Raw genomic sequence first — 25214 nt, forward strand, 5'->3', positions numbered from 1 at the left:
TGTTAGTTAATGGGCAGCTTACAACTGCCAATCAACAAAATTTTGTAATAAACGTGCGCCAACTTTTGCGCTGCGCTCTGGGTGAAATTGCATGCCTGCGTAATTGTCTTTAGCAACAATGGCTGAAAAGGTTTGACCATATTCGCCGCTCACTAGTGTGGCGTCGTTTACGGTGTGCGCAAAGCTGTGAACAAAATACACTTGCTCATCAAGCGTCAGCCCTTTAGTTAATGCATGCTCTTTGTTAACGCTTAAGTTATTCCAACCCATATGCGGCGACGTTAAGTTGCCTACATCAAGTGCTTTTACTTGTCCTGGTATTTTACCTAGGCACTGTACGTTACCTTCTTCGGTGCTCTCGCACAGTAACTGCATACCTAAACAAATACCCATAAGCGGGCGCTGGTATTCATTTATAGCTTGTTGCCAGCCGTTATCTAATAGGCGTTTCATAGCAACCGACGCGTGACCTACACCTGGCAATATAGCGCGCTCAAAACCCGCTAATTGCTCTGGTGAAGTAATTACTGTTGGCGTTTGCCCTAAGCGCTCAAACGCAAAGCGCACTGAATTTATATTGGCACAACCGGTATTAATTATGGCAATCATAAACATCCCTTAGAGCTGGCTGTTTGTTGGGTCGTGTCTTGTGCTACTGCCATACGAAGAGCACGTGAGAACGCTTTAAATAAGCCCTCTACTTGGTGATGACAGTTACCGTCGCTTACCGATAAAATAAGGCTAATTGCGGCGTTATCACTCAAACTTTTGAAAAAGTGCTCAACCATTTGCACGTCTAAGTCGCCTGCTTTTTCGCGGCTAAAGTTAGCGTTTAATACAAATGATGCACGGCCCGATAAATCAATTTGTGCTTCAGCTTTACACTCGTCCATAGGAAGCGCAAAACCATAGCGTGCAATTTGCGATTTAGTGCCAAGCGCTTGTTTAAGTGCGACACCAAGAGCAATACCAATGTCTTCAACAAGGTGGTGCTCGTCTATGTGTAAATCGCCTTTGGCTTTAATGTTTAAACCAATGTTTGCGTGGGTGCGAATTTGATCAAGCATGTGATCAAAAAAGCCAAGTCCGGTGTCTATGCTGCCATTTTTAGTTTGATCTAAGTTTATGGCTACATCAATTTGGGTTTCTTTAGTGTTGCGTGTAACACGACCTTCGCGGTTTGCGGTAGTCAATTTTGTCACTATCGCACTCCAATCGCCGTCGTATAAAATACCTTCACAACATAAGTTTTGAGCAAGGCCAATATCGGTCTGGCGATCGCCAATAACAAAAGAGCGCGCTAAGTCTACTTTGCCAGAGCGCATAAGCTCGGTAAGTAAGCCCGTTTTAGGTTTACGGCAATCACAGTTTTGCTCATCAAAGTGTGGGCAAATTAATACTTCGTCAAAGCTAATGCCTTGGCTTTGCATTATGTCCATCATTTTGTCTTGTGCTATGTCAAAATCAGCAGTAGGAAAGCTATCTGTGCCTAAACCATCTTGGTTAGACACCATTACTAAACGGTAACCTGCGGCTTGTAATTGTAATAATGCGGGCATTACACCGGGTAAAAACGCCAGCTTTTCAAGGCTGTCTACCTGTTTATCGGTAATTGGCTCTTCAATTATGGTGCCGTCGCGGTCAATAAATAAATAGGGGTTACTCATGATACTTCCTGTTGTGCTGAAATTGCTGAGGCTGTTGGCAATGCTAGGCCATCAAGCCAAATTTTTACTTGTTTAAGTTCTTGTTCGCTACCAATTGAAATGCGTAGCCAGTCGTTTTCACCATATAAGGTAAAAGCGCGCATAACCAAACCTTGCTCAAGTGCGATTTTAAAATAGTTTTTATCGGCTAACTTTAAAGTAACAAAGTTACCTTCACCAGTGAGAATTTTTAATACAGCAGGCGATTCACTTAGCCACTGTACAAGTTTAGCTTTTAAAGCGTTTAAAATAATCACTTGGCGGCGCATTGAGGTAATTGCATCGGGTGCAATTGCTTGCGCTGCAATACTTGCTACTACGCCAGATACCGGATACGGCGCAATAACTTTACGAATTGGCGCTAGTGTTGCTGCTTGTGCAAGCGTAAAGCCCGTTCTGAGCCCTGCTAGCGCAAAGGCTTTAGAAAGCGTACGCAAAACCACTACATTACTAAACTCATTAATAAGTTTTGTGGCGCTTTGCTCTGGGCAAAACTCTATATAGGCTTCGTCAACAATAACCAGTGCTTTACCCATAAGTGCTGTTGCAATCGCTTTTACTTTATCAAGTGGTGTTAGGCTGCCCGTTGGATTATTTGGGTTACAAATAAATACCAGTTTTGAGCTGCCAACAGCTGCAACTATTTCGTCAGCACTGCCATTTAATAATAATTCTTGGGTAAGCGCGTTAATACTAACATTGTGTGTATCGGCGGTAACTTTGTACATACCGTAGGTTGGTAAAAATAGCGCAATACTATCTTTAGCTGGCTCACAGTATGTGCGCACTAAAAGCTCAATGCCTTCATCTGCGCCGCGCGTCATTAATACATTTTCGCTTTCAAGCTCTGTATAAGCGGCGTAACGGTCAATAACCAGTTGCGGTTGTGGGTCGGGGTAGCGATTTAAATCCTCAATACTCAGTTCAAGATTTTTAGCATACGGGCTTTCGTTAGCATTTAGCCACGTAGTACCGGTTAGCTTTTCACTTTTTGCAGAGCTGTATGCAGCAAGGGCTGCAATATTCTTAGGTAATAAGCTAGACGCTTGTGCGCTCTCATTGCTCATTTTTAATTGCCTCTAAACGAATTGAAACCGCATTAGCGTGGGCATCAAGGCCTTCTGCATCTGCAAGTGGTAAAATTGCTTTTGAAAGCTGCGTTAAACCACTTTTAGTAATTGTTTGTACTGTGTAGGTGCGAAAAAAATCAAGTAAGTTCAAGCTAGAATAGCTTGCGCTATAACCATATGTTGGTAACACGTGGTTAGTACCCGATGCGTAATCGCCTGCAGATTCTGGTGTGTAGTCACCTACAAATACTGAGCCTGCATTTTTAACTTTGTCTAGGTAAGGTGTTGCATCGCCTAGTTGTAAAATTAAGTGCTCTGGGCCGTATTGCGCCGATACGTCAAATGCTTGCTCAATTGAATCAACCAAAATAAGTGAAGAATTAGCGAGCGCTTGCTCGGCTGTTTCTTTGCGGCTCAAATTAGCTAATTGGCGTGTAAGTGCCTGCTGAGTTTGTTCTATAATACTTTCGCTGTTACATAATAAAATAACCTGCGAGTCTGCGCCGTGCTCTGCTTGTGAGAGTAAATCGGCGGCTATAAATTCTGGGTTTGCACGTTCATCTGCTATAACTAATACTTCAGACGGACCTGCTGGCATATCAATTGCCATACCTGGGATAGTTTGCGCAACGAGCTGTTTAGCCATTGTTACGAAGCTATTACCTGGGCCAAAAATTTTGTTTACTTTAGGAACCGATTCGGTGCCATAAGCCATTGCTGCAATTGCGCCTGCGCCACCACTTTCTATCAAAGTAGTAATGCCACATAACTTAGCTGCATATAAAATAGCAGGGTTAATTGCTTTGTCACCTTGTACTGGTGTAGCAAGTACGACGGTTTTAGCGCCGCTTAACTGTGCTAATACACCTTGCATAATAACCGACGATGGCAGTGGAGCACTGCCACCGGGTACATAAATACCGACTGCTTCGATGGCTTGATATTTCAGTTCACATACAACGCCTGGTTGGGTCGATAATTTAATATCTTTTGGCAACTGCGCTTCGTGAAAACGTTTAACGTTTGCATAAGCGGTATCAATTGCGTATTTAAGCTCTGCACTTAGTGCTTGCTCTGATGCGTTAATTTCATCTAGCGGTACACGCAAACGTGGGTTAGCTCTATTATCAAACTCTTTGGCCATGCTAAGTAAGGCCTCATCGCCTTGCTCTTTTACATTAGCTAAAATAGTTTTGCATATTGCTTCAACCTTTGCGCTTACAGAAACTGCAGGGCGCATTAGCGCCGCGGCTTGTACTTGTGAAGATTCCTCATTCCAACGAAGCATGGTACTTACTCCATCATTTTTTCAATTGGCATAACTAAAATAGAGTTAGCGCCTAGGGCCTTTAACTGCTCCATTGTTTCCCAAAATAATGTTTCGCTGCTTACCATGTGAAGTGCTACGTATTCTTCATTACCCGCAAGGGCAAGTAGAGTCGGTTGACCAGAACCAGGTAAAATTTCACAAATTTCATCAAGTTTATTTTTTGGTGCGTGTAGCATGATGTATTTGCTTTCTTTAGCTTGTCTAACACCACGTAGGCGCGGCATAAGCTTATTGATTAGTGCTAGTTTGTCAGCGTCTTGCAGATCTTTATTTTGAATTAAACATGCGTTTGATTCTAAAATTGTATCACCTTGAATTAAGCCGTTAGCTTCAAGTGTTGCGCCAGTAGATACCAAATCACAAATTGCATCAGATAAACCTGCACGTGGTGCTACTTCAACAGAGCCAGTAAGCATTACTGTACTTGCGTTAATGCCTTCGCGCTTTAACCACTGAGTTAAAATTTCTGGGTAGGTAGTTGCAATACGTTTGCCTTCAAACCAGCTTTTATCGCGAGCGCCTAGCTCTTGTGGCCATGCAAGTGCAAGACGACAGTAACCAAAATCTAGTTTTGAAAGTTTGTTTACTTCGCTTGGAACACCTTGGCGTTCACGTTCTGCTTGAACTTCTACTAGTACGTTTTCGCCAACAATACCTAAGTCACATACACCGTCCATTACTAAACCCGGAATATCGTCATCGCGCACACGTAGTACGTCAATTGGCATATTAGTTGAGTGTGCAATTAAGCGTTGTTCACGAAGGTTAAGTTTAACACCTAACTGTTTTAACAGATCTTGACAATCTTTAGATAGGCGGCCGCCTTTTTGGATGGCGATACGTAGACGATTACTGTTGTTCATTATTCATTTTCCTTTAATTTAAAAACTAAAAACCCCGAGGGGAACCTCAGGGCGAAAATGAATCAATGTTATTTGAATCGCCAGAGGTTCCTTTTAGGAATAACCTCTCAGCGAAAGACCTGACAGGTTATTCCGGTGAATGGTGGTGATGATGTACTGTTGTCAGGTTTAAGCGCATTTTTTATCCTATATAACTGCCCGTTGCTTTGTTAACGTGCAGTTGTTATCTGTTTAAATAAATTTCGCATTCATAAAAACATAAACAGCGATATTATGGCAAGTTTTTTTTAGCTTAATTAAAGCATATGTTATAACTGTCGATAATATTAAGATAATAAGCGCAATTTTAGCGAATAATTGTTTGTTTATCATTCAAATTTAGCATTTTGATAATCAAACAGTTAAATAAGGAAGTACGTATGGATATCATGATCCCTTATTTAGGAAGAATCACCAGGCTAGAAGTTGAGTCAAAAGGCGCTTTCCATATTGCGGGTGTGCAAAGTGGATCGGCTACTGAAAAAGTTGAACTAGAGAATAAAAAAAGGCGTGAGTTACAGAAAAAGAAAAAGCTCAATATGCTTGATGATCAAAGTAGTAAAAAAAAGTCTAACGTAGACGATGACGAAAACCCCCATTTAGATACATGGGCTTGAAAATACCAGCTTTACTAAATACATAAGCAATTAACTAAAAAGGCCCTTGCGGGCCTTTTTACTATGTATTTTGCTTATGCCAATTAGCTTAAACTCTTAAGCAGATTGGCATTACTCTTGGTTTTTGCTTTTAAATATATAAAAGCTAAATATAGCGAACACACATACCTGAGCTACAATACCTTGCCATGTTGACTTAATACCAAGCCATGCTATTTCCAAGCTCATTGGTAGCGGGGCAATACCTATTATATCGGCCTCTTGTAATGCAATAACGGCTTTGCCCATAAGCACAAACGAGAGTGCAAATAATAGGTAAGTGGTAATTGCAAAAAACTTAGCAACCGGTAATTTAATTGAGTACTTAATTAATACCCACGTAATAATAGCCAGTATTGCTACAGCTATCGCAAAACCCGATGCAATAGATGAATATTGAGCAGGCGAGCTTTGCGTTAATAAAGACTGATAAAACAATACGGTTTCGAATACTTCACGGTATACGGCAATAAAAGAAAGCCCCGCTAATCCCCAAAGTGTCCCCGACTCAAGACGCTTATCTATATTGTCTTTTATATATTTTTGCCATTGTTGAGCACTTGTTTTACTGTGCATCCATACGCCAACATACAGTAAAATTACAGCGGCAAACAATGCGCCAGCACCTTCCATAACTTCGCGACTTGCACCACTTATTTCTATTAATGTTTGCGCAGCAGCCCATGTTAAGCCACCGGCAATAAGTGCTGTTACCCAGCCAATATGTACGTATTTAAGCGCATCTTGACGTTTCGTTTTAATAAGCACAGTCATAAGGGCAATAATAACTAAGAGTGCCTCTAAGCCTTCTCGCAGTAATATTATTAAACTCGCTGAAAGTAGAGCGCCATCAGTTAGCTTGGTTTCGTTTAGCATGCTATCTGCTTTAGCTAGTTGTGTTAGTGCCGCACTTACTTTTTCGGCAACGACGGCTGTATCTTTTTCGTTTTTGAATGTTTGGCGCAGGTTCATCAGCTGTACTTCGATGTTTTTACGCAGTGTTTCGTCGTAGGCATTTAAGTTGTTTTCAACAAGCTCAAAGCCATCTAAGTATGCGCTAATTGCTAAATCACTTGCTTGTGAGTAATTGCCTTTAGCATGCGCGGCTTGCGCTGCAAGTAATTGCGTGCGAGTAACTGTTATCGGATTTTTGTTAGCGCTAAATAATTGCTCTGGATTACCACGAAGCCATTTAACGTAATGTGCTTGTGCTTCACTTTGACCTGCCGATAATTGTGCAGGGTTTAGGTTTACAATCTGCGAAGCGGTAATGTTTTGTTCTACATTTTGTGGTTTTTGAACATCTTTAAATGCCAAGCTACCTACATAGAAAGCTAAAGACCATCGTTGTTGTTCATTAAATTGGGTAAAAGCAACCATAGGTGTGTCGTCAATGCCGTTACTTACAGCGTCAAACAACCCCATTAATGAGCGGTTAGTTGCACGTTCTTCGTCGGTAAAGTTGGTAGGTTCTGGCGATAAATCTTTTGCAAGCGGGCCGTCGCCTTGACCACTTTGGCCGTGACACATTGAGCAGTTAGCAGCAAAAAGCGCTTTAGTTTGCTCAACCGGAAGCAACGATGTAGGTAACGATAGTTGTGGCATAAAGGTAAGCAGCGACTCACGAAGCGCTGAGCTTGCTGCACGTACATCGGCAACACTCACTTTATTAGCAATCGCTGTATGCAGTGCTTTAGCTTGTGCCTTTACTGTATCAAACTCATTGGTTTGGCTTGATAGCTGTCCAGCTTGCTCAATAATAACGTGCGAAAATTCAGTCATTTCTTGATATTCGTCGGGGTCTAGTATTTCACCATTTCCAACAGCTGCCACGTAATCTACACCTATATACTCTGCAAGCTGTGCAATTTGTTTTATTTTTGTTTGCTCATTAGGTGAGGCCGACACATTAAAGCTTGCCATAGCCATTATAAAAAGCACAAAAAAACAATGAAATTGTCGTTTGCCCATAGATACCAAATTTAAAAACACGTGAGAATTATTTTTGGACATTGAAAAGCCCTACAGAGGAAAAGCCAAAATTATAATTGTTTTCATTTGCATTTCAAGCGGATTAATTTAAACAAAGAAGATAAATAAAAAGGATAACAATTTATAGAACTTTAAAGTGTTTTTGTAACATGTGAGTAACAGTAACCAAGTGATTTATATAATAACTTGGTTACTGAGTTGATTGCTCACAAAGCATTTATTACTTTGCTTGCTCAGCTGACTTAATGCTGCTTTGAATAAGCGGCGAAATAGTTAAGCCTTGTACAATAATAGAAAATATAACCACAACGTAGGTAACAATAACGATTAGGTTATGTAGGTCAGAGCCGCCTACAAAAACTTGCTCGCGTGGGATTGCTGCCGCCATTGCCAGTGCAAGACCACCGCGTAGCCCACCCCAGGTTAAAATTTTAACACTGTGTTTATCGTAACTTCTAAAGCGTTTAAAGATAACAAAGGGTGCGCCTACACTAATAAAGCGTGCTAGTAATACTGCAGGTACCATTAGTAAGCCTAAGCCAATTTCACCAAGCGTGATTGGCATCGTCACTATTAGCATACCTATTATTAAAAAGAGTAGGGCATTTAAAAAGCTATCGGTTGCATGCCAAAAATCTTTTACGTAACGAGTGTCTTCAGGCCCCGTGCGCTCAGTTGCTTTAGTACGAGTAATGTTACCCATTAATATGCCGCTCGTTACCATGGCAAGTGCGCCTGATATTTCCCAAATATTTGCAGCAGCAAAACCTGCGGTAGGAATAGTTAAGGTTATCAATAAGCGAATGTTTACATCGCGGCTGTTAATAATTAAAAAGTGGCCAACCAAAGCGATAACCAAACCAAACGCAATGCCGCCTAGGGCGTCTACAAAAAAGAGTTCTGCTATATCGCCAAATTGTGCATCGGTGCCATAAAAAGCAACCGAAAAAATGGTCGTAAATATTACTAAACCAATACCGTCGTTAAATAGCGACTCACCTTCTACTTGAACTGAGATTCCTTCTGGCGCTCGCATTTGTTTAATAATAGCAAGTACGGCAATAGGATCGGTTGGGCTAATAAGCGCGCCAAATAATAAACAGTATATAAACGGTACATCAAAGCCAAATAAGGCAAACAGATAAAAACTTAAATAACCGACTATAAAAGTGGAAGCAATAGTAGAAAATAGCACTAGTACGGTTATTTCCCAGCGCTGTTTACGAAGCGCCATAAGGTTAATTTCCAATGCGCCAGCATAAAGTAAAAATCCGAGCATACCTTTGAGTAATAACTCGTTAAAGTTAATACTGGAAACAATTTGGGTCATGGCTAACGCATTTTGATCGCCTAATAATTTAACGGCAATAATCAATAATAAAGAAATAACAACTGAGCCTGTAGTAATGGCAATTGTAGTTTGCATTTTGAGGATATATTGGTTTGCAAAAGCAATAAAAATTGCAATGGCAGAGAGAAAACAAATGAGATACCAAGCATTCATTGGCTAACCTTACTATTTTTTTAACGACACACGAAAAAGAGGATTATAAACCCGCGTATGGTACTCCTGTAATATTTCAGAGTCACAGTTTTTATGCCTAAATATAGCTTTTAATACGGATTATTTTTAGTAAGAGTTAATAGGAAATTAGGCTTTGTAAATATTGTCATTATTAAATTAAATGTACGTTATAAATACACAGTGTATTGTAAAATCGAATGATTAATTTCACTATTTAAAGTGCGTATTAATTCGTAAAGTAAAAGTGGGTTTTGTAATTACTTGCCCTTAATGCTTTGCTTACGTAAAATCCCGCTATTATTTATTTTAAAGTGATTGGTATTATCAAACAGCTGTTTAGTGCAACCGGGCCTTTAGCGTTATCTTTAGATGGGTATATGCCTCGCCAACCACAAATTGATATGGCAATAGCTGTTGCGGATGCATTAAAAAACAGTTCGCAATTAGTTGTTGAAGCAGGCACGGGTACGGGTAAAACATTTGCATATTTAGCCCCTGCACTTAAGTCAAAAGGGCGCACGATAATATCAACAGGTTCTAAAGCTCTACAAGAGCAGCTTTATCACCGAGATTTACCGCAACTAGTTAAAGCTTTAAGTGCTTCAAAAAAAACCGCCTTATTAAAAGGGCGCGCCAATTACCTATGCACCTACCGACTTAATCAACATGTTGCACATGTACCTACTGACGACTCTGACGTAATGCATCAACTAGCTATGGTAGCTAAGTTTGCAAGCGAAACACAATCGGGCGATTTAGCCGATTGCATAGGTATAGAAGATGATGCCAAAGTACTGCCTTATGTAAATTCAACAGCCGATAATTGTTTAGGCAAAGAGTGTCCAGATTTTCAAAGCTGTTATATACGCAAAGCACGTTTAACTGCGGCCGATGCTGATGTGGTTGTTATTAATCACCACTTGTTTTTTGCTGATATGGCTGTAAAAGAAAGTGGCTTTGCTGAACTTATGCCAAAAGCCGACGCATATATATTTGATGAAGCCCATCAGTTAAGCGAAATTGCTAGTGATTACTTTGGTGAAAGTTTAAGCACTAAAAAGTTGGTAGATTTAATTAATGATTTACGTGCTATTTATAGAGCTGAAATTCCCGATATGCTGCAACTTGGTAAAAGCTTAAACAAGCTTGAGACAAGCGTTGCTGATTTACGATTACAATTTGGTGTTGATGGCAGCCGTGGCGATTGGCGAGAAAAACTAAGCGATAAACAAATTTGCGCGGCGCTCCATCGTGTGATCAGTGATTTAGATTTTGTTTATCAAGTACTCAAGCTTTGCCTAGATAGAAGCGACAAAATTGAGCATCCATTTGAACGTGCACTTGCGTTTAAAGGGCAGTTAGAGCGGGTTTTTGATACAGCCCAAACCGGCTTTAGTTATTGGTATGAAACAACGCGCCGTTATTTAACAATTAATATAACGCCATTGAATGTATCAGCTAAGTTTGCTCAAATGATGCAAGACACGGGCGCAGGCTTTGTATTCACTTCTGCAACACTTTCGGTTGATAACAAACTAGAGCATTTTAATGCAAGCCTAGGTTTGAAACCAAAACAAAGTATGATGGTAGATAGCCCATTTGATTACCCTAATCAGGCGCTGCTGTGTTTACCTCGCTACTTACCCGAATCGCATGCTGATAATATGCCGCATGCGATTGTAAAACTAACGCTTGAGCTTATAAAATCGGCACAAGGGCGTTGTTTTGTGTTATTTACTAGCTATCGAATGATGCACTTAGTGGCCGAAGGGCTAACTACACAAATAGACTACCCAGTTTATATGCAAGGGCAAATGTCTAAGCGTATAATTTTAGAGAAATTTACTCGCCATGGTAATGCGGTATTACTCGGCACGGCTTCTTTTTGGGAAGGCGTTGATGTACGCGGCAGTACATTAAGCTGTGTTATTATAGACAAATTGCCATTTGCAGCCCCTGACGATCCATTGCTACAAGCTAAAATGCAAGATTGCCAAATGCAGGGAAAAGACCCTTTTTCACACATACAATTACCGCAGGCTGTTATTGCGCTAAAGCAAGGTGTAGGGCGTTTAATTCGAGATAGTAAAGACAAAGGCGTACTTGTAATATGCGATAATCGCTTAGTTACGCGCCAATATGGCCAAGTATTTTTGAAAAGCTTACCACCGATGCGCCGCACGCGAAGCTTAGAAGATGCCAATACATTTTTAAAACAAATTAATTAGAGTACTAAAATGATCAAAAGTAATATCCTCGCCCTTGATGCTTCAACTGAAGCACTTTCAATTGTCTTACATTACCAGGGCCAAACGTTTCATCATTTTGAAGAGTGTCCGCAGCAGCACAGCCAAAAAATACTTCCACTTGTGGATGAACTGTTAACTAAAGCAAACTGTAAATTAAAAGATTTAGACGTAATCGGTTTTGGCCAAGGGCCAGGTAGTTTCACCGGTGTACGTATTAGTGTTGCTATAGCGCAAGGTTTAGCGTATTCAACTAATTTGCCGCTTGTTGGTGTGTCTACACTGGCAACTATGGCTCAACAAACGTTTGAACAAAATCGCAGCCTGAGTGTTTATCCAAGTATAGATGCGCGTATGGGTGAGATATACTTTGCACATTACCAAGCGCAAAATAATCTAATGCTTTTAGTTAACCAAGAATGCGTTATAAAACCTGATTTACTAAACAATGAGTATATAGCAACCACTGAGCCATCTGTAGCAGTGGGCACAGGTTTTAAAACCTATCCTGATGCGCTTAATGACTTTGAAAACGTGACAATTAATACTGATATTACATTGCCTGATGCACGTTATATGTTAGCGCATGTTGAAGCCGCGTTTTTAGCGGGTGACGTTGTAAAAGCGAGTGACGCTCAACCTAAATATGTGCGCGATACGGTAACGTGGAAAAAGCTACCAGGACGTGAGTAATCATATTATTTGCAAATTGGTTGTTTTTAAATCATAATTTTATGCATTATTAAGGTTGGAGACGCGTAATGACGCTGCCTATTGGTTCAGGTTTTTTTACCGGAGATATTCCGGGTAGGGTTAGCTCTATTAAAGTTGTTACTAATAAACCACAGAGTTTATTAGACCAACCGGCTGCTAAAAAAACAAATACCGATTACGTAAAAAGCAGTATTGAGGGTGTTGAACTGGCTAATCAGCTGTTTAAAAGCAGTGCTAAAAGCAATGAATACAGCCAAACAATTTACGACCAACCAACAGCTCAAGTAAGCAAAGCGATTTCTACTTATACTGAATTTGCCAATTTAGAACGCAGAGCAGAAGTACAAAATTTAATAGGCGTTGATATATACGCTTAATGCTTATTTAATCGCTTTAGATAAATTCAGCTATAAAATTTAATAAAAAGCCCGAACATTTGTTCGGGCTTTTTGTGTTCAAATCCACGTAAAGCTTACTGTTTAATAAAGCCAATCAGCTTATCTGCTATATCAGTATTATTTTGTGAACCAATAAATTGCTCACTGCCTTTACCATAGACAAATACCTGCACGTCTACAGCGGTATGTCCGCCTGTTGTCCAGCCAGTAAAGCTTGCATCGCTAATAATACTTTTAACAGCTAAATTAAGCGCTTTTTCACCCATTTTTTTAGCTTGCTCAAGTTTTATTTGGTTTTCAGTTGTAAATTCAATATTGGTGTTAGCAGTCCATACTGGTTTTAAATCATCAGAATCCAGTAAAAGTTGAGTTAGTTTACCAGCAGTTGCTTTAACACCTTTTACTACATCAGTTTCCCATTTGTACTGACCATGTGCGCCAAGGGTTAACCCTCCTGTAGAGTGATCTGCAGTAATAACTAAAATAGTATCTTCGTTTTTATCTACATAGGCTTTTGCTTTTTCGATTGATTTAGCAAAATCATCCATCTCAGCCATTGCACAGGCAATATCGTTAGAGTGACCACACCAATCAATTTGGCTGCCTTCAATCATCACAAAAAAGCCTTCTTTGTTTTGATTATCTAATAAACCAAGTGCTTTAGACGTTAACTGAGTAAGACGAGTTGGGTTTTCATCTAATGCAAAAGGTAAGCCTTTAGATGCGTATAAACCAATTGCAGGTATTTGTGTAATTTGCCCTAGGTTTTTAATGTCGTCGCCATATTGATAACCAGCGGCTTTAAATTCATCAACTAAATTACGGTCATCACGAATAAAGTATTTAGTACCGCCACCAAGCATTAAATCAACCGGTAATTTACCCGCAATTTTATTGTCGATGTAGTCATTGGCAATGTCATTATAATTATTACGTGATTCATTATGCGCCGCAAAACTTGCTGGAGTAGCGTGGTTAATTTGTGAAGTTGCTACAAGCGCTGTTGTCATACCGCGCTCTTTTGCTATTTCAAGCATGGTTTTAACTGACTTTTTGTCTGTATCTACTGCAATTGCGCCATTGTAACTTTTATGACCGCTACTGAGTGCTGTAGCACCTGCTGCGCTGTCTGTCACATAAGTATGGTCATCAGGGTAGGTACGAGCCATACCCTTTAAAATAGTGTCAAAAACCGTGCCTTCTACTTCTTTTGTTGCAGGGTCATCTTTAAAATAGCGATAAGCCGTGGTGTAAGCCGGACCCATGCCGTCACCAATCATATAAATTACATTTTTAGGTGCTGATTCTGCGTAAGCACCAGAAGCGGTGCATAAAAGCGCTAATAAGCTGATCTGTTTTTTCATGGTTGTGTACCTTATGAGTGTACCTTATTTAATAGCCGCTGATATTGTATACAGATAGTATGATAAATAAATGAATATCTAAGATATTTATAATTTGGGGTTATATGAATAGAATTGTAGTTAACGCTGTTAGTTCTATTTATTTAAACTATACTGGTTATAGCTTAACTACATATAATGCTATCACCTTTTAATTGTTTAAAAGGTATACAAAGCAAACATATTTAAAAAGATCAGCTTATTTTTTTTGTAATTAAACTTATGATATTGTTTAAATTTTATTTTATATTTTTTGCTTTCTTTAGATCATCAAGATAATTAAATAGCGAATTTTGCACCATTTTCTCGGTTAGTGGTCTGACAACTTGTATGCTATAAATAATGATGCCCTAAATTAATAAAGGACTTGCCGTGCAGCCATTTAATATTAAAACCAATAACTTGAATATTCATGGCTTAAAAGTAGGTTCTGGGGATGAAATAGTAATAGCGTTGCATGGTTGGTTAGATAACTGCCACAGTTTTATACCAATGTTAAGTAAAGCTAAGCCAAAGCACACTTGGTACTGTATTGATTTTGTGGGGCATGGTTTATCATCTAGGCGAAGTGATGATGCACATTATTATTTTGTTGATTATATTGATGATGTGTACCAACTTATTAATGCGCTTGGTGTTAAAAAAGTTCATTTAGTTGGACATTCGATGGGAGCCATGGTTGCAGGGCTTTTTGCTAGTTGCTTTGGTGATTATGTAAAATCTGTTACCTTTATTGAGGGGATTGGGTGTGTTACGACTCCTAGCGAAGGTGTATGTGAACAGCTAAAAAGTGCAGTATTAAATAGAGCGCGTTTAAAAAATAAGAAGCAGAGAGTTTATAAATCGAAAGAGCTTATTTATGAAGCACGTGCTCAAACAACTGATTTGAATAGTGAGCTTATTGCTCTTTTAATGCAGCGAAATATAAAATCGGTTTTAGATGGTTATACATTAACAACTGATCCAAAGCTTAAAAATCACTCAGGTTTTAGGTTTGATGAGGCGCAATGTATTGGTGCAATAAAAGATTTAATTGCACCGTGTCAATTAATTTTAGGTAGCGAAGGTTATTCGTTTGTAAAACAAAATCTGGCAAAGTATATTAGTTATTACAATAGCTTAAAGGTAATTAATGTAGATGGTGGGCACCACTGTCATATGCAAAGTAGTGAACACTGTTTTAAGCATATTCAAGACTTTATGCTGCAAAATGGTGCATGTTAATTGTAAGTTTACGTAAAATGTGGGATTATTCCTCCATTAGAGTATTTGCTCAATTGTTAAAGCGCCTTACTTAGATTAAGGTTAATAAAAATATAACTATAAACAGGGGCTAAGAGTGGAAAAAATTTGGCTTAAGCGCTACCCAGAAGGTATGCCTGAAACTATCGATCCTGAGCACTATGCCTCATTACTCGAAGTGTTTGAAAAAAGTTTTACCGACTACAAAGATTTACCCGCATTTACAAATATGGGTAAAACCTTGTCTTATGATGAAATTGATACTGCAACTAAAAAAGTTGCGTCTTATATTCAAAATGATTTAGGCCTTAAAAAATGTGACAAAGTGGCAGTTATGATGCCTAATTTGTTACAAACGCCTATTGCTATTTTAGGTATTTTACGTGCAGGCTGTGTTGTTGTTAATGTAAACCCACTCTACACAGTGCGTGAACTTGAGCACCAACTTAAAGATTCTGATACTTCAGCAATTTTTATATTGGCTAACTTTGCCGATACACTCGAAAAAGCGCTACCGCATACCGATGTTAAACATATTGTTGTTACCCAAGTAGGTGACATGATGGGTGGCATTAAAAAGCATGTTGTAAACTTTGTTGTTAAGTACATTAAAAAGATGGTGCCAAGCTACACTTTGCCAAATACCATAGATTTTTGCGACTTACTTAAAGCCGACGAAAATGCCTATGTACGCCCAGAGGTTAACTTAAGTGATTTAGCTTTTTTACAATATACCGGCGGAACAACGGGTGTATCTAAAGGCGCAATGTTAAGCCACGGTAATATGGTAGGTAATCTTGAGCAAGTTTCAGGATGTTTAGACCCAGTGCTTGAGCGCGGTAAAGAAGTGGTAATAACTGCGTTACCGCTTTACCATATTTTTGCATTAACGGCTAACTGCTTAACATTTATGAAGTACGGCGGATTAAATGTACTTATAACTAACCCACGCGACATGCCTGGTTTTATTAAAGAATTAAGTAAAGCTAAATTTACTGCTATTACGGGTGTAAACACTTTATTTAATGGTTTGTTAAACACGCCAGGATTTGCCGAACTTGATTTCAGTCATTTAAAAATGTCACTTGGTGGCGGTATGGCTGTACAACGCCCAGTTGCTGAAAAATGGCAAACAGTTACAAAATCTAAATTAATGGAAGGGTATGGTTTAACCGAGTGTTCTCCTTTAGTTACCGTTAGTCCTTATGACTTAACGGCATATAATGGCTCAATTGGTTTACCGGCTCCAAGTACCGAAATCAAATTAATTCTTGATAATGGCCAAGAAGCAGCAAAAGGTGAACCAGGAGAGCTTTGGGTTAAAGGCCCGCAAGTTATGCTTGGTTACTACAAACGCCCAGATGCAACCGCTGAGAGCTTACAAGATGGCTGGTTTGCTACCGGTGACATAGCAACTTATGACGACGAAGGTTTCTTTTATATAGTCGATCGTAAAAAAGATATGATTATTGTATCTGGCTTTAATGTTTTCCCTAATGAGATAGAAGAGGTAGTGGCTATGCACGAAGGTGTGCTTGAAGTTGCTGCTATTGGTATTCCTCACGATGTAAGTGGTGAACAAGTTAAAGTTTTTGTTGTTAAAAAAGACCCTTCTTTAACTGAAAAAGATATAATAAGTCACTGTCGTGATAATTTAACTAATTATAAGGTCCCAAAACTGGTAGAGTTTAGGGATGAGTTACCTAAAACTAACGTAGGTAAAATACTCCGAAGAGCCTTGAAAGATTAGCAACCTATAAAAAAGCCGACATATGTCGGCTTTTTTATTGTAGGAGATTAAGTGCAATACCAATTGATCGAAACCCAAAATCAACTGAACACTTTTGTTGAACAAATAAAAAATAAGCCTATTTTAGCTATTGATACTGAGTTTATGCGTCGTCGCACTTTGTATCCAGAAGTTGCACTTATCCAAGTTTTTGATGGTGAGCATTTAGCGCTTATCGATCCGTTAGCTGAGCTCTCATTATTCGATTTTTGGGAAATACTAAAAGATCCTAGTGTTTTAAAAGTACTGCATTCTCCTTCAGAAGATATTGAGGTTTTTCAAAAATACGCAGGCTTTGTTCCATCCCCACTTTTTGATACACAATTTGCGTTGCAGTTACTTGGGGAAGGTAACTGTATGGGCTTTGCCCTTATGGTAAAAGAGTTGCAAGGTATTGAAATAGATAAAAGTGAGTCACGCACTAACTGGCTGCAACGTCCGTTAACTAAAAAACAGTTAGATTATGCTGCTGCAGATACTTTTTACTTATTGCCGTGTTTCGAGCTGATTATAGAGCGTATTAATGCCGCTGGGTTCTTTGACATTGTAATAAACGAGAGTGAGCTGATAGCTAAAAAACGTGCGTTTCAAACACCAGACGAGCTTTTATATAAAGATATTAAAAATGCATGGCAACTCAAACCGCACGAACTTGCGGTTTTAAAAGAACTTGCTGTATGGCGCAGAAACAAAGCCATTAAGAAAAATTTAGCGCTAAATTTTGTGTTAAAAGAACATAACATGACTGAAATTGCCAAACGTGGTCCTTCAAGTTTAAATGCTCTACGTCAAATTCCAGGAGTTGAAGCTATTGAAGTTAATCGCTCTGGTGTAGATATAATCAAGTGTATTGAAGTTGCCAAAGCAGTACCAGATGCTGAGCATCCTGAAGTACTTAAGCGCTTAATTGATTTTCCTACTTATAAAAAAGTAGCCAAAGATATTAAACAAAAGATCACTAAAGTCGCTAAAGAGCACAATATACCAGAAGACGTTATGGCCTCTAAAAAGCAAATTAATCAATTGATTAGTTGGAATTGGAAGTTAACTAATGAGCAAAAACAAAGCCATATTAAGCCTGATTTATTAAGCTCTTGGCGCTATAACTATGTTAAAGACGCTTTAAAAGAATGGGATGTTTGATCGTATTTAAGTCTCTAAGGTTAGCTTACATAGATAACTTACTTAATAGTGTATTGAGCTAACAGGTATAAATACTAAGCTATTATAAGTGCACCTATTATTGGGAGGCAGTTATAATAGCTTTATTAATTTATTTGCTATTCATTTAGTGGTGTTTTTTATATACCACTGTTATTAAAGTGCTTTTTATGAAAGTTGAAACAATAAAACGTAAACTATTAGAACTATGTAAACCAGCTTGGATACTAGCTATTTTGGTTGCTTTTAATGGTTACTGGCTAATTAAACCTGTTGTTGCACGTATGCTCGAAATGCTACCGGGTGTATCAAACTGGTCGCTCGATTGGTTAAATTTAATTGATAAAATAGGAATAACAGAACTACCGCGCTTTATTTTAGGTGCAGGCTTAATAATAATGTCGGTTGGCTTAGCTTTAAAAGCACGTTTAGCGTGGGCTTTTTCACTGATACTATTAATAGTGGTCGCGGTTATTAGTATTTCATCGTCAAGCTCTGGGCTAATATTATTGTCTTACACTATGGTTGTGAGCATGTTACTACTCGTATACTGGAAAAGCTTTGATGGCTCTAGTATTACCGCAGGTAGTTTGTTTGCTCTAACCAGTACAGGCGCATTAATGCTTTATGCTGTGTTTGGCACTTTGTATTTAGGCAGCGAGTTTAGTACCCCTATCACCGATTTACCCACTGCATTTTACTTTTCTATTGTGAGCATGTCGACGGTAGGCTATGGCGATCTTTACCCTGTAACGTCTACAGCGCGATTATTTACCGCATCAATTATTGTTATGGGTATTACCGTTTTTGCTACTTCGATCAGTGCTATTATAGGCCCTGTGATTGGTGGTAATCTTAAAAAAATTGTTAAAGGTAGGATTTCGAACGTAATGAGAAAAAATCATTTTATTATTTTAGGTATTTCACCCACCGCACACAGTGTTTATGCCGGTTTGGTAGAGCGTGGCGATGCAGTTACTTTAGTGTGCCCAACTGGGTCTGAACACGAATATCCGGTAGATGCAGACATTGTTTATGGCGACTCAAGCTCAGCCGATATCTTAATCGAAGCGGGCGCTAAAAAGGCAAATTATATTTTAGCGTTACGTAATGATGATGCTGAAAATGCGTTTAGTATTTTAGCGGCTAAAGAAGTTGCTGGCGAGGACACCAAAACAATTGCTTTGGTTAATTCAAGTAAACATATTCCGCAAATTAAGCGCGTAAAACCTGACGTGGTATTTTCATTGCAACTACTCGGTAGTGAGCTGCTAGTGAGAACGCTAAAGGGTGAGACTATTGATAATAAATTGATCACTAAATTGTTCTTTGGTGATGCAGAATAAGCTCGGCTAATTACGGCAATGCTTAACTATTTATATAATAACCTTAAGTGTTAACTAAACTAGTTAACTTCAAGTTGAAATATAAGAGCTTAAATAACTCTCTTATTTTAATTTTAGGGTGAAGCTAAAAAGTAAAATTGTTAAACATAAAAAAGCCGTTCACTTTAATGAACGGCTTTTTTGCGAGCAGTAATTTAATGCTTAATTACTGCCTTATACTTTTGGCTCTTCGTCAGGTAAGGTTACGTTTAGCTCAAGCACAGCTAAGTCATCTTCGTTCTGATCAAATTGAACTTGGACTGCGTCACTGTTCACGTTAACGTATTTACGGATCACATCTAAAATATCTTGTTTTAATTGTGGTAAGTAATCAGGCGTTCCTCGTTGAGAACGTTCGTGCGCGACTATGATCTGCAATCGCTCTTTTGCTAATGACGCACTGTTTTTCTTTTCTGAGCGGAAGTAGTCAAGTAAAGACACGTTAACCTCCAAATATCCGTTTGAATAAACCTTTTTTCTCTACATCTAAGAAGCGAAAGTCGACAGTCTCACCTAGTAAGCGGCTAATCGCATCTGCATAAGCTTGGCCTGCATCAGATTCTGTATCCAATATAACAGGTTGGCCTGAGTTTGAAGCACTTAATACCGCTTGCGATTCAGGAATAACCCCTAATAATGGGATTGACAGAATATCTTGCACATCTTCTACCGATAGCATTTCACCTTTTTCAACACGACCAGGGTTATAGCGTGTTAATAGTAAGTGTTCTTTAATATTTTCTAGGCCTTCTTCAGCACGTTTTGATTTGCTGTGTAAAATACCTAAAATACGATCTGAATCTCGAACTGACGACACTTCTGGGTTTGTTGTTACAATTGCTTCATCAGCAAAGTACATCGCCATCATAGCGCCAGCTTCAATACCTGCTGGTGAATCACATACTATGTAATCAAAGTCTTCTTTTAGTTCATTTAGTACGCGTTCAACACCTTCACGTGTTAAAGCATCTTTATCACGAGTTTGTGAAGCAGGTAGTAAAAATAATTTATCTACACGTTTATCTTTAATAAGCGCTTGGTTAAGGTTTGCCTCACCATTAATTACATTTACAAAGTCATAAACAACGCGGCGTTCACAACCCATAATTAAATCTAAGTTACGTAAACCAATATCAAAGTCGATAATAACTGTTTTATAGCCTTTTAACGCTAAGCCTGTGCCAATTGCAGCACTTGATGTTGTTTTACCAACACCGCCTTTACCTGAGGTAACGACAATTACTTTTGCCATGAGATTTATCCTTTAACCAAAGCTGAAATTTCTAATGATTCGTCTTTTTGTTGTATTTGCACTGCATTTCCCCAATGTTCACCTTGTAGCGAATCACTGATCCAGTAATTACCATCTATTGAAACCAGCTCGGCTTCAAGTTTTTGGCAAAAAATGTGTGCTTCTTTAAAACCTTTTGCGCCAGCAATAGCGCGACCGCGTAGCGTGCCATAAATATGCACATTCCCATCGGCAATGACCTCCGCACCATGGCTAACTGCGCCAAGTACTATCAAATCTCTATCTTTTGCATAAACTTGTTGTCCAGAGCGAACTGTACCGCTGATAATTTGCGCTGGTAAATGCACCGTTTTTTCTACAATCGATGTATTGGGCTCTTGTTTAACAGGTTCGCTCTTAACGTCTTGTGAATAATTTAAAACAGATAAGCCAGCAGCCTTTGCTTGAGTATGTTGCTCATCTGAGCCATTACACACACCAACCGCATTAAAACTCATTCGCTCGATTAATGATTTTAAGTGAACAAAATCAAGTGAACTGTTTTTAATTTCTATTAAATTAACGACAATAGGCGCACCCTCAAAAAACTTAGGGGCCTGGGCTATTTTTACATACAGTTGTTCTGCTAAAAGGTTTATATCAGTACTATAAAGATGCAAAACTGATAACGTAAAAAGATTCCCTTTTAACTCAAAAATTTGGTCCGACATACACGCTCAATTGATTTGTCTGATTAGAAATTAATTTTAGATAAACGTAGGCTGAATAGGGCCTTTATTGAAATTTCTAATCTAATTTTTCTAACTTATTATTACTCTCATGTTATAGTGTGCGGCATTGTTAAGCAAGAATTTATAGGGCCATAATGCTCACTGCAGTATATAAAAGTAAGAAAAAAGCGGATACGTTCTTATTTGTTGAAAAAAGAGATGATTTTAGTAAAGTTCCGGAACCTTTGATGACCATGTTTGGTCAACCTGTTTATGTGATGATCATCAATTTAGCAAAACGTGAGCATTTAGGTGGGGCAGATTTAGAAACTGTAAAAGCAGCGTTATCAAATCCTGATAAAGGCTACTACTTACAAATTCCACCACCTGAGCAAAATTTGCTAAGCCAATTAAGAAAAGACAATGGAGTTGATAGTGATTAAAAAACTTATCGTTATATTATGTGGTGTATGTTTAAGCTCACCTGTTATGGCAAAAACTCAGGCTGAATTTCAAGATTATTTAGCGAATTTAAAGCAAGAAGCTATCGCAAAAGGTTACGAAGCCAAACTTATTGACGATGCGTTTGCAACAGCAACGTATAAAGAAAAAGTGGTTTCGGCTGACAAAAACCAGCCAGAAGTAAAAGAAACCCTTGAAACGTATTTACCAAAACGTGTACCACAATGGAAAATTGACCGCGCACGTAAGCTTTACGCAGAAAACAAAGAGGTACTTGAAAAAGTAGCGAAAGAGTTTGGCGTACAAGCACGCTTTATAGTCGCGCTTTGGGGGCTTGAAAGTAACTTTGGTACAATTCAAGGCGGTCATAACGTTATTTCATCATTAGTGACACTTGCTTTTGATGGACGCCGAGAAGCACTCTATAAGCGCCAACTTTGGGCTGCACTGGATATTTTAAAGTCGGGCCACATAACGCTTGATAAATTTAAAGGCTCTTGGGCAGGCGCAATGGGGCAAACGCAATTTATGCCTACCTCTTTTAATGCTTACGCGGTTGATTACAATAACGATGGTCGTAAAGATATTTGGACTACAAAAGAAGATGCTTTTGCCTCAATTGCTAATTATCTAAAACAAGAAGGCTGGAATGACTCTCTTACGTGGGGTCGCCAAGTTCAGTTACCTGAAAACTTTGATAGTAAATACGTTTTAGTGCGTGGTACCAAAACTCGCAAGCAGTGGTTAGAATATTGGAATGACTCAGAGCGCTCATTAGCTGATTGGCAAGCACTGGGTGTTCGTAAAGCTGATGGTTCTGATTTACCTAATGTAGACGTACGTGCTGCGCTGGTTATGCCTGATGATATAAATGGCCGTATGTACTTAGCGTACGATAACTACAAAGTGTTTATGCATTGGAATCGCTCGTATTACTTTGCTACTAGTGTAGGTTACTTGTCGGATAGAATTGGTTATCCAAAAATCTAATTTTTAAAATATACCTATAAATAAAGCCGCAATTGCGGCTTTATTCTTTTTTGAATATCTTTTCTTTTAGGTCAATAACTTTACCAATTCCAGAACCTAGCTTCATTAGCTTATTAAGTTGCTCTGGCGTTAAACGCTGTAGTTCTGATGACCATTTAGTGACAGTTTCAAGTAGGTTGTGAATCTCACCCATTTGTTTTTGTGCATAAAGCTCATCGTCGTTACTGGCTTCGTCTAATAAGTTATCGCGTAGTAGCGTTAAGGTGGGCTCAATTTCACGCTTTTTACGTTCTTCAAATACGCGATTTGCCATATCCCAAATATCGCCAGCAGGGGCGTAGTACTCTTTACGATCGCCAGGAATATGCTGTACTTTAATTAACTGCCACGATTGCAGCTCTTTAATGCCCATACTTACATTACCGCGAGAAATACTAAGCGCATCTGCAATTTCATTAGCTGTCATTGGGTTTTTAGTAATAATCAGCAAACCACACATTTGTCCGATAGTACGATTGAATCCCCAGCGGCTGCCCATCTCACCACAATGCATTACAAAGGCAAAATTCTTTTCGGATAAACTCATAGCTTAGTAACTTTCAGTAATTTCAGAAAGTAAATGCTAGCACGCTCATTTTGGATAGCAAGTTCTTAGCCATTTTATAAATTGATTTTAACGACTAAAGTATAATTTAGATTAATATTTATACATCTATATTGGGATATGTTGTACACAACAATACGTAAATAAATCCTTATTTTTAATTTTTTCACATACGATGGAATGACTATGAAAGCTGCAATTAATAATGAATACAAAGGTAAATTAGAAATAACAGACCTACCAATTCCTGAGGTGGGAATAAACGATGTTTTAGTAAAAATAGCGGCCTGTGGCGTTTGCCATACCGATTTACATGCCTGTCATGGGGATTGGCCAGTAAAACCAAAAATGCCATTAGTACCAGGGCACGAAGGTGTCGGTGTTATCGAAAAAGTCGGAAGCAACATTAAGCACTTAGAAGTTGGCGATAGAGTCGGTATTCCTTGGCTCTATAGTGCATGTGGGCACTGTGAGTTTTGCCTAGATGGCAAAGAAACACTGTGTTTATCGCAGCACAATACGGGCTATTCTATTGATGGTAGTTATGCAGAATATTGTTTAGCGCATGGCGACTACGTTGTAAAAATACCTCAGGGATTAGGCTTTTCTGAGGCTGCTCCATTATTTTGTGCAGGTGTTACAACCTATAAAGCATTAAAAGTATCTGGTGCTAAACCAGGGCAGTGGGTTGCTATTGTTGGTGTAGGCGGGCTTGGGCACTTGGCCGTGCAATATGCTAAAGCAATGGGTTTTAATGTAATAGCTGTTGATACAGGCAAAGAAAAACTCGCGCTTGCTAAAGAGCTAGGCGCAGATATCACCCTCGATTTTAAAGAGGTGGTTCCAAGCGAAGCTATTTTTGAACAAGTCGGTGGCGCGCATGGTGTTGTGTGTACTGCAGTGTCTAAAGCTGGGTTTGAACAAGCCTATAAAAGTGTACGCCGTGGCGGTAAATGCGTATTAGTGGGATTACCTCCAGAGGATATGCCACTTCCTATTTTTGATACTGTGCTTAATGGCGTTTCAGTAGTTGGCTCTATTGTTGGTACACGTAAAGATTTGCAAGAATGCTTGGAATTTGCAGCGCAAGGTAAAGTAAAAGCGATTATTGAAGAAAAACGCTTAGAGGACATTAACGAAATTTTTGATGATATGCTCAAAGGTGAAATTAACGGTCGCATAGTGGTTACTATTTAATTTAGATTAAGCGTTTATAAAACACAAAAAAGCACGGCTTCTAAATTAGAAAACCGTGCTTTTTAAGTATTTAACTAACCTGAGCGCTGAAAATAGCTGCTTGAGATAGATTTATTATCCAGAGTTCAGGTTAGCTAGTTAAAGTGTGTAACTAAAACTTAGTTTTGCATTACGCTCTTCCCCTGGCATACCACCTAAAAACATCGCTTTTGAGTAATACTTTTTGTTGAACAAGTTATTTAAGTTTAACTGCATATGCCATTTATCAGTTGTATACGATACAGCTGTATCGTAAGTTGTGTAACTTGGTACATAACCATCAGGAATCGAAAACGAACTTGAATTAGTACTTCTGTTATCTAGGTAGTGTTTAGAAATCTGTGTCATTTCAGTATTATTAAGAAAACAGGAGTGACACATGACTCAATCTTTCGATTTCAACAAAGCATTAGCTGAACTTCAGGCTGGTAAAGGTCTTAC

General features: G+C 38.8%; 23 protein-coding genes and 1 pseudogene. 11 read left to right on the forward strand and 13 right to left on the reverse strand.

What is annotated here, in order from left to right:
* Positions 1-18: 18 nt before the first annotated feature.
* From hisH to hisG, 5 genes are read right to left on the reverse strand one after another with little or no spacing between them, the layout of a single operon-like run.
* Positions 19-609 (reverse strand): imidazole glycerol phosphate synthase subunit HisH, encoded by a 591-nt coding sequence (hisH, locus tag I6F10_RS12215; RefSeq protein ID WP_197098908.1) that lies wholly within the window; start codon positions 607-609, stop codon positions 19-21.
* Complete coding sequence (gene hisB, locus I6F10_RS12220; protein ID WP_197098909.1) at positions 606-1667, reverse strand: bifunctional histidinol-phosphatase/imidazoleglycerol-phosphate dehydratase HisB; 1062 nt, start codon at positions 1665-1667, stop codon at positions 606-608. The genes hisH and hisB overlap by 4 nt, the downstream gene beginning before the upstream one ends.
* A complete protein-coding gene (gene hisC / locus I6F10_RS12225; RefSeq protein ID WP_197098910.1) occupies positions 1664-2773 on the reverse strand; it encodes a histidinol-phosphate transaminase in 1110 nt (369 codons plus the stop codon). The genes hisB and hisC overlap by 4 nt, the downstream gene beginning before the upstream one ends.
* Positions 2763-4064, reverse strand: a complete 1302-nt coding sequence (hisD, locus tag I6F10_RS12230; protein ID WP_197098911.1) for a histidinol dehydrogenase — start codon at positions 4062-4064, stop codon at positions 2763-2765. The genes hisC and hisD overlap by 11 nt, the downstream gene beginning before the upstream one ends.
* A gap of 5 nt (positions 4065-4069) precedes the next feature.
* Positions 4070-4969: an ATP phosphoribosyltransferase gene (gene hisG / locus I6F10_RS12235; RefSeq protein WP_007376294.1), complete on the reverse strand. Its 900-nt coding sequence runs from the start codon at positions 4967-4969 to the stop codon at positions 4070-4072.
* Between the two features lie 419 nt (positions 4970-5388).
* Between hisG and I6F10_RS12240 the strand changes: the two genes are divergently transcribed.
* Positions 5389-5625, forward strand: a complete 237-nt coding sequence (locus I6F10_RS12240; RefSeq protein WP_096794606.1) for a hypothetical protein — start codon at positions 5389-5391, stop codon at positions 5623-5625.
* 111 nt (positions 5626-5736) lie between these two features.
* Here the strand turns inward: I6F10_RS12240 and I6F10_RS12245 are convergent, their stop codons facing one another.
* Positions 5737-7593: a cytochrome c/FTR1 family iron permease gene (locus I6F10_RS12245; RefSeq protein ID WP_197098913.1), complete on the reverse strand. Its 1857-nt coding sequence runs from the start codon at positions 7591-7593 to the stop codon at positions 5737-5739.
* Between the two features lie 283 nt (positions 7594-7876).
* On the reverse strand, positions 7877-9160 hold the full coding sequence (locus I6F10_RS12250; RefSeq protein ID WP_197098912.1) for a cation:proton antiporter: 1284 nt from the start codon (positions 9158-9160) through the stop codon (positions 7877-7879).
* A gap of 332 nt (positions 9161-9492) precedes the next feature.
* Between I6F10_RS12250 and I6F10_RS12255 the strand changes: the two genes are divergently transcribed.
* The 3 genes from I6F10_RS12255 to I6F10_RS12265 all read left to right on the forward strand — a co-directional run bounded on the left by I6F10_RS12255 (position 9493) and on the right by I6F10_RS12265 (position 12518).
* Entirely contained in the window at positions 9493-11409 is a 1917-nt protein-coding gene (locus tag I6F10_RS12255) for an ATP-dependent DNA helicase (protein WP_165742637.1), read from the forward strand.
* Positions 11410-11418: 9 nt separating this feature from the next.
* A complete protein-coding gene (tsaB, locus tag I6F10_RS12260; protein ID WP_165742638.1) occupies positions 11419-12120 on the forward strand; it encodes a tRNA (adenosine(37)-N6)-threonylcarbamoyltransferase complex dimerization subunit type 1 TsaB in 702 nt (233 codons plus the stop codon).
* Between the two features lie 68 nt (positions 12121-12188).
* Complete coding sequence (locus I6F10_RS12265) at positions 12189-12518, forward strand: hypothetical protein (RefSeq protein WP_165742639.1); 330 nt, start codon at positions 12189-12191, stop codon at positions 12516-12518.
* A 95-nt stretch (positions 12519-12613) separates the two neighbouring features.
* Here the strand turns inward: I6F10_RS12265 and I6F10_RS12270 are convergent, their stop codons facing one another.
* Complete coding sequence (locus I6F10_RS12270) at positions 12614-13903, reverse strand: alkaline phosphatase (protein WP_165742640.1); 1290 nt, start codon at positions 13901-13903, stop codon at positions 12614-12616.
* Positions 13904-14314: 411 nt separating this feature from the next.
* On the opposite strand from I6F10_RS12270, the gene I6F10_RS12275 reads away from it, so the two are divergent.
* The 4 genes from I6F10_RS12275 (at position 14315) to kch (ending at position 19480) form a co-directional block, all read left to right on the forward strand.
* Positions 14315-15166: an alpha/beta hydrolase gene (locus I6F10_RS12275; RefSeq protein ID WP_024604836.1), complete on the forward strand. Its 852-nt coding sequence runs from the start codon at positions 14315-14317 to the stop codon at positions 15164-15166.
* Positions 15167-15281: 115 nt separating this feature from the next.
* Complete coding sequence (gene fadD / locus I6F10_RS12280; protein ID WP_024604837.1) at positions 15282-16934, forward strand: long-chain-fatty-acid--CoA ligase FadD; 1653 nt, start codon at positions 15282-15284, stop codon at positions 16932-16934.
* Between the two features lie 51 nt (positions 16935-16985).
* Positions 16986-18116 carry a ribonuclease D gene (gene rnd, locus I6F10_RS12285; RefSeq protein ID WP_165742641.1) on the forward strand — a complete coding sequence of 377 codons (1131 nt, stop codon included), beginning with the start codon at positions 16986-16988 and terminating at the stop codon, positions 18114-18116.
* Positions 18117-18304: 188 nt separating this feature from the next.
* Entirely contained in the window at positions 18305-19480 is a 1176-nt protein-coding gene (kch, locus tag I6F10_RS12290) for a voltage-gated potassium channel protein (RefSeq protein ID WP_165742642.1), read from the forward strand.
* A 213-nt stretch (positions 19481-19693) separates the two neighbouring features.
* Here kch and minE read toward each other — a convergent pair whose 3' ends face one another.
* From minE to minC, 3 genes are read right to left on the reverse strand one after another with little or no spacing between them, the layout of a single operon-like run.
* Positions 19694-19960 carry a cell division topological specificity factor MinE gene (gene minE, locus I6F10_RS12295; protein ID WP_165742643.1) on the reverse strand — a complete coding sequence of 89 codons (267 nt, stop codon included), beginning with the start codon at positions 19958-19960 and terminating at the stop codon, positions 19694-19696.
* Position 19961: 1 nt separating this feature from the next.
* Positions 19962-20771 carry a septum site-determining protein MinD gene (gene minD, locus I6F10_RS12300; protein ID WP_024604841.1) on the reverse strand — a complete coding sequence of 270 codons (810 nt, stop codon included), beginning with the start codon at positions 20769-20771 and terminating at the stop codon, positions 19962-19964.
* Positions 20772-20776: 5 nt separating this feature from the next.
* A complete protein-coding gene (gene minC, locus I6F10_RS12305; protein WP_024596847.1) occupies positions 20777-21481 on the reverse strand; it encodes a septum site-determining protein MinC in 705 nt (234 codons plus the stop codon).
* A gap of 155 nt (positions 21482-21636) precedes the next feature.
* Between minC and I6F10_RS12310 the strand changes: the two genes are divergently transcribed.
* Positions 21637-21924 (forward strand): YcgL domain-containing protein, encoded by a 288-nt coding sequence (locus tag I6F10_RS12310; RefSeq protein WP_008134235.1) that lies wholly within the window; start codon positions 21637-21639, stop codon positions 21922-21924.
* A complete protein-coding gene (locus I6F10_RS12315) occupies positions 21917-22933 on the forward strand; it encodes a lytic murein transglycosylase (protein WP_004334714.1) in 1017 nt (338 codons plus the stop codon). The genes I6F10_RS12310 and I6F10_RS12315 overlap by 8 nt, the downstream gene beginning before the upstream one ends.
* 40 nt (positions 22934-22973) lie before the next feature.
* Here I6F10_RS12315 and I6F10_RS12320 read toward each other — a convergent pair whose 3' ends face one another.
* Positions 22974-23519 carry a GbsR/MarR family transcriptional regulator gene (locus I6F10_RS12320; protein WP_024596846.1) on the reverse strand — a complete coding sequence of 182 codons (546 nt, stop codon included), beginning with the start codon at positions 23517-23519 and terminating at the stop codon, positions 22974-22976.
* A gap of 204 nt (positions 23520-23723) precedes the next feature.
* On the opposite strand from I6F10_RS12320, the gene adhP reads away from it, so the two are divergent.
* Positions 23724-24734, forward strand: coding sequence for an alcohol dehydrogenase AdhP (gene adhP, locus I6F10_RS12325; protein WP_165742644.1), 1011 nt, complete (start codon positions 23724-23726; stop codon positions 24732-24734).
* 138 nt (positions 24735-24872) lie between these two features.
* On the opposite strand, the pseudogene I6F10_RS12330 reads toward adhP, so the two are convergent.
* A pseudogene (locus I6F10_RS12330) lies at positions 24873-25100 on the reverse strand (hypothetical protein); the annotation flags it as partial.
* Positions 25101-25214 lie beyond the last annotated feature (114 nt).

The sequence above is a fragment of the Pseudoalteromonas sp. SWYJZ98 genome (assembly GCF_015864495.1).
In the GTDB taxonomy this organism is placed as follows: domain Bacteria; phylum Pseudomonadota; class Gammaproteobacteria; order Enterobacterales; family Alteromonadaceae; genus Pseudoalteromonas; species Pseudoalteromonas distincta.

Excerpts from the sequence above, each read along its gene's own strand:
- hisH (WP_197098908.1), bottom strand. The coding sequence starts at position 609 with ATGATTGCCATAATTAATACCGGTTGTGCCAATATAAATTCAGTGCGC.
- hisB (WP_197098909.1), bottom strand. The coding sequence starts at position 1,667 with ATGAGTAACCCCTATTTATTTATTGACCGCGACGGCACCATAATTGAA.
- hisC (WP_197098910.1), bottom strand. The coding sequence starts at position 2,773 with ATGAGCAATGAGAGCGCACAAGCGTCTAGCTTATTACCTAAGAATATT.
- hisD (WP_197098911.1), bottom strand. The coding sequence starts at position 4,064 with ATGCTTCGTTGGAATGAGGAATCTTCACAAGTACAAGCCGCGGCGCTA.
- hisG (WP_007376294.1), bottom strand. The coding sequence starts at position 4,969 with ATGAACAACAGTAATCGTCTACGTATCGCCATCCAAAAAGGCGGCCGC.
- I6F10_RS12240 (WP_096794606.1), top strand. The coding sequence starts at position 5,389 with ATGGATATCATGATCCCTTATTTAGGAAGAATCACCAGGCTAGAAGTT.
- I6F10_RS12245 (WP_197098913.1), bottom strand. The coding sequence starts at position 7,593 with ATGGCTATGGCAAGCTTTAATGTGTCGGCCTCACCTAATGAGCAAACA.
- I6F10_RS12250 (WP_197098912.1), bottom strand. The coding sequence starts at position 9,160 with ATGAATGCTTGGTATCTCATTTGTTTTCTCTCTGCCATTGCAATTTTT.
- tsaB (WP_165742638.1), top strand. The coding sequence starts at position 11,419 with ATGATCAAAAGTAATATCCTCGCCCTTGATGCTTCAACTGAAGCACTT.
- I6F10_RS12265 (WP_165742639.1), top strand. The coding sequence starts at position 12,189 with ATGACGCTGCCTATTGGTTCAGGTTTTTTTACCGGAGATATTCCGGGT.
- I6F10_RS12270 (WP_165742640.1), bottom strand. The coding sequence starts at position 13,903 with ATGAAAAAACAGATCAGCTTATTAGCGCTTTTATGCACCGCTTCTGGT.
- kch (WP_165742642.1), top strand. The coding sequence starts at position 18,305 with ATGAAAGTTGAAACAATAAAACGTAAACTATTAGAACTATGTAAACCA.
- minD (WP_024604841.1), bottom strand. The coding sequence starts at position 20,771 with ATGGCAAAAGTAATTGTCGTTACCTCAGGTAAAGGCGGTGTTGGTAAA.
- minC (WP_024596847.1), bottom strand. The coding sequence starts at position 21,481 with ATGTCGGACCAAATTTTTGAGTTAAAAGGGAATCTTTTTACGTTATCA.
- I6F10_RS12310 (WP_008134235.1), top strand. The coding sequence starts at position 21,637 with ATGCTCACTGCAGTATATAAAAGTAAGAAAAAAGCGGATACGTTCTTA.
- I6F10_RS12320 (WP_024596846.1), bottom strand. The coding sequence starts at position 23,519 with ATGAGTTTATCCGAAAAGAATTTTGCCTTTGTAATGCATTGTGGTGAG.
- adhP (WP_165742644.1), top strand. The coding sequence starts at position 23,724 with ATGAAAGCTGCAATTAATAATGAATACAAAGGTAAATTAGAAATAACA.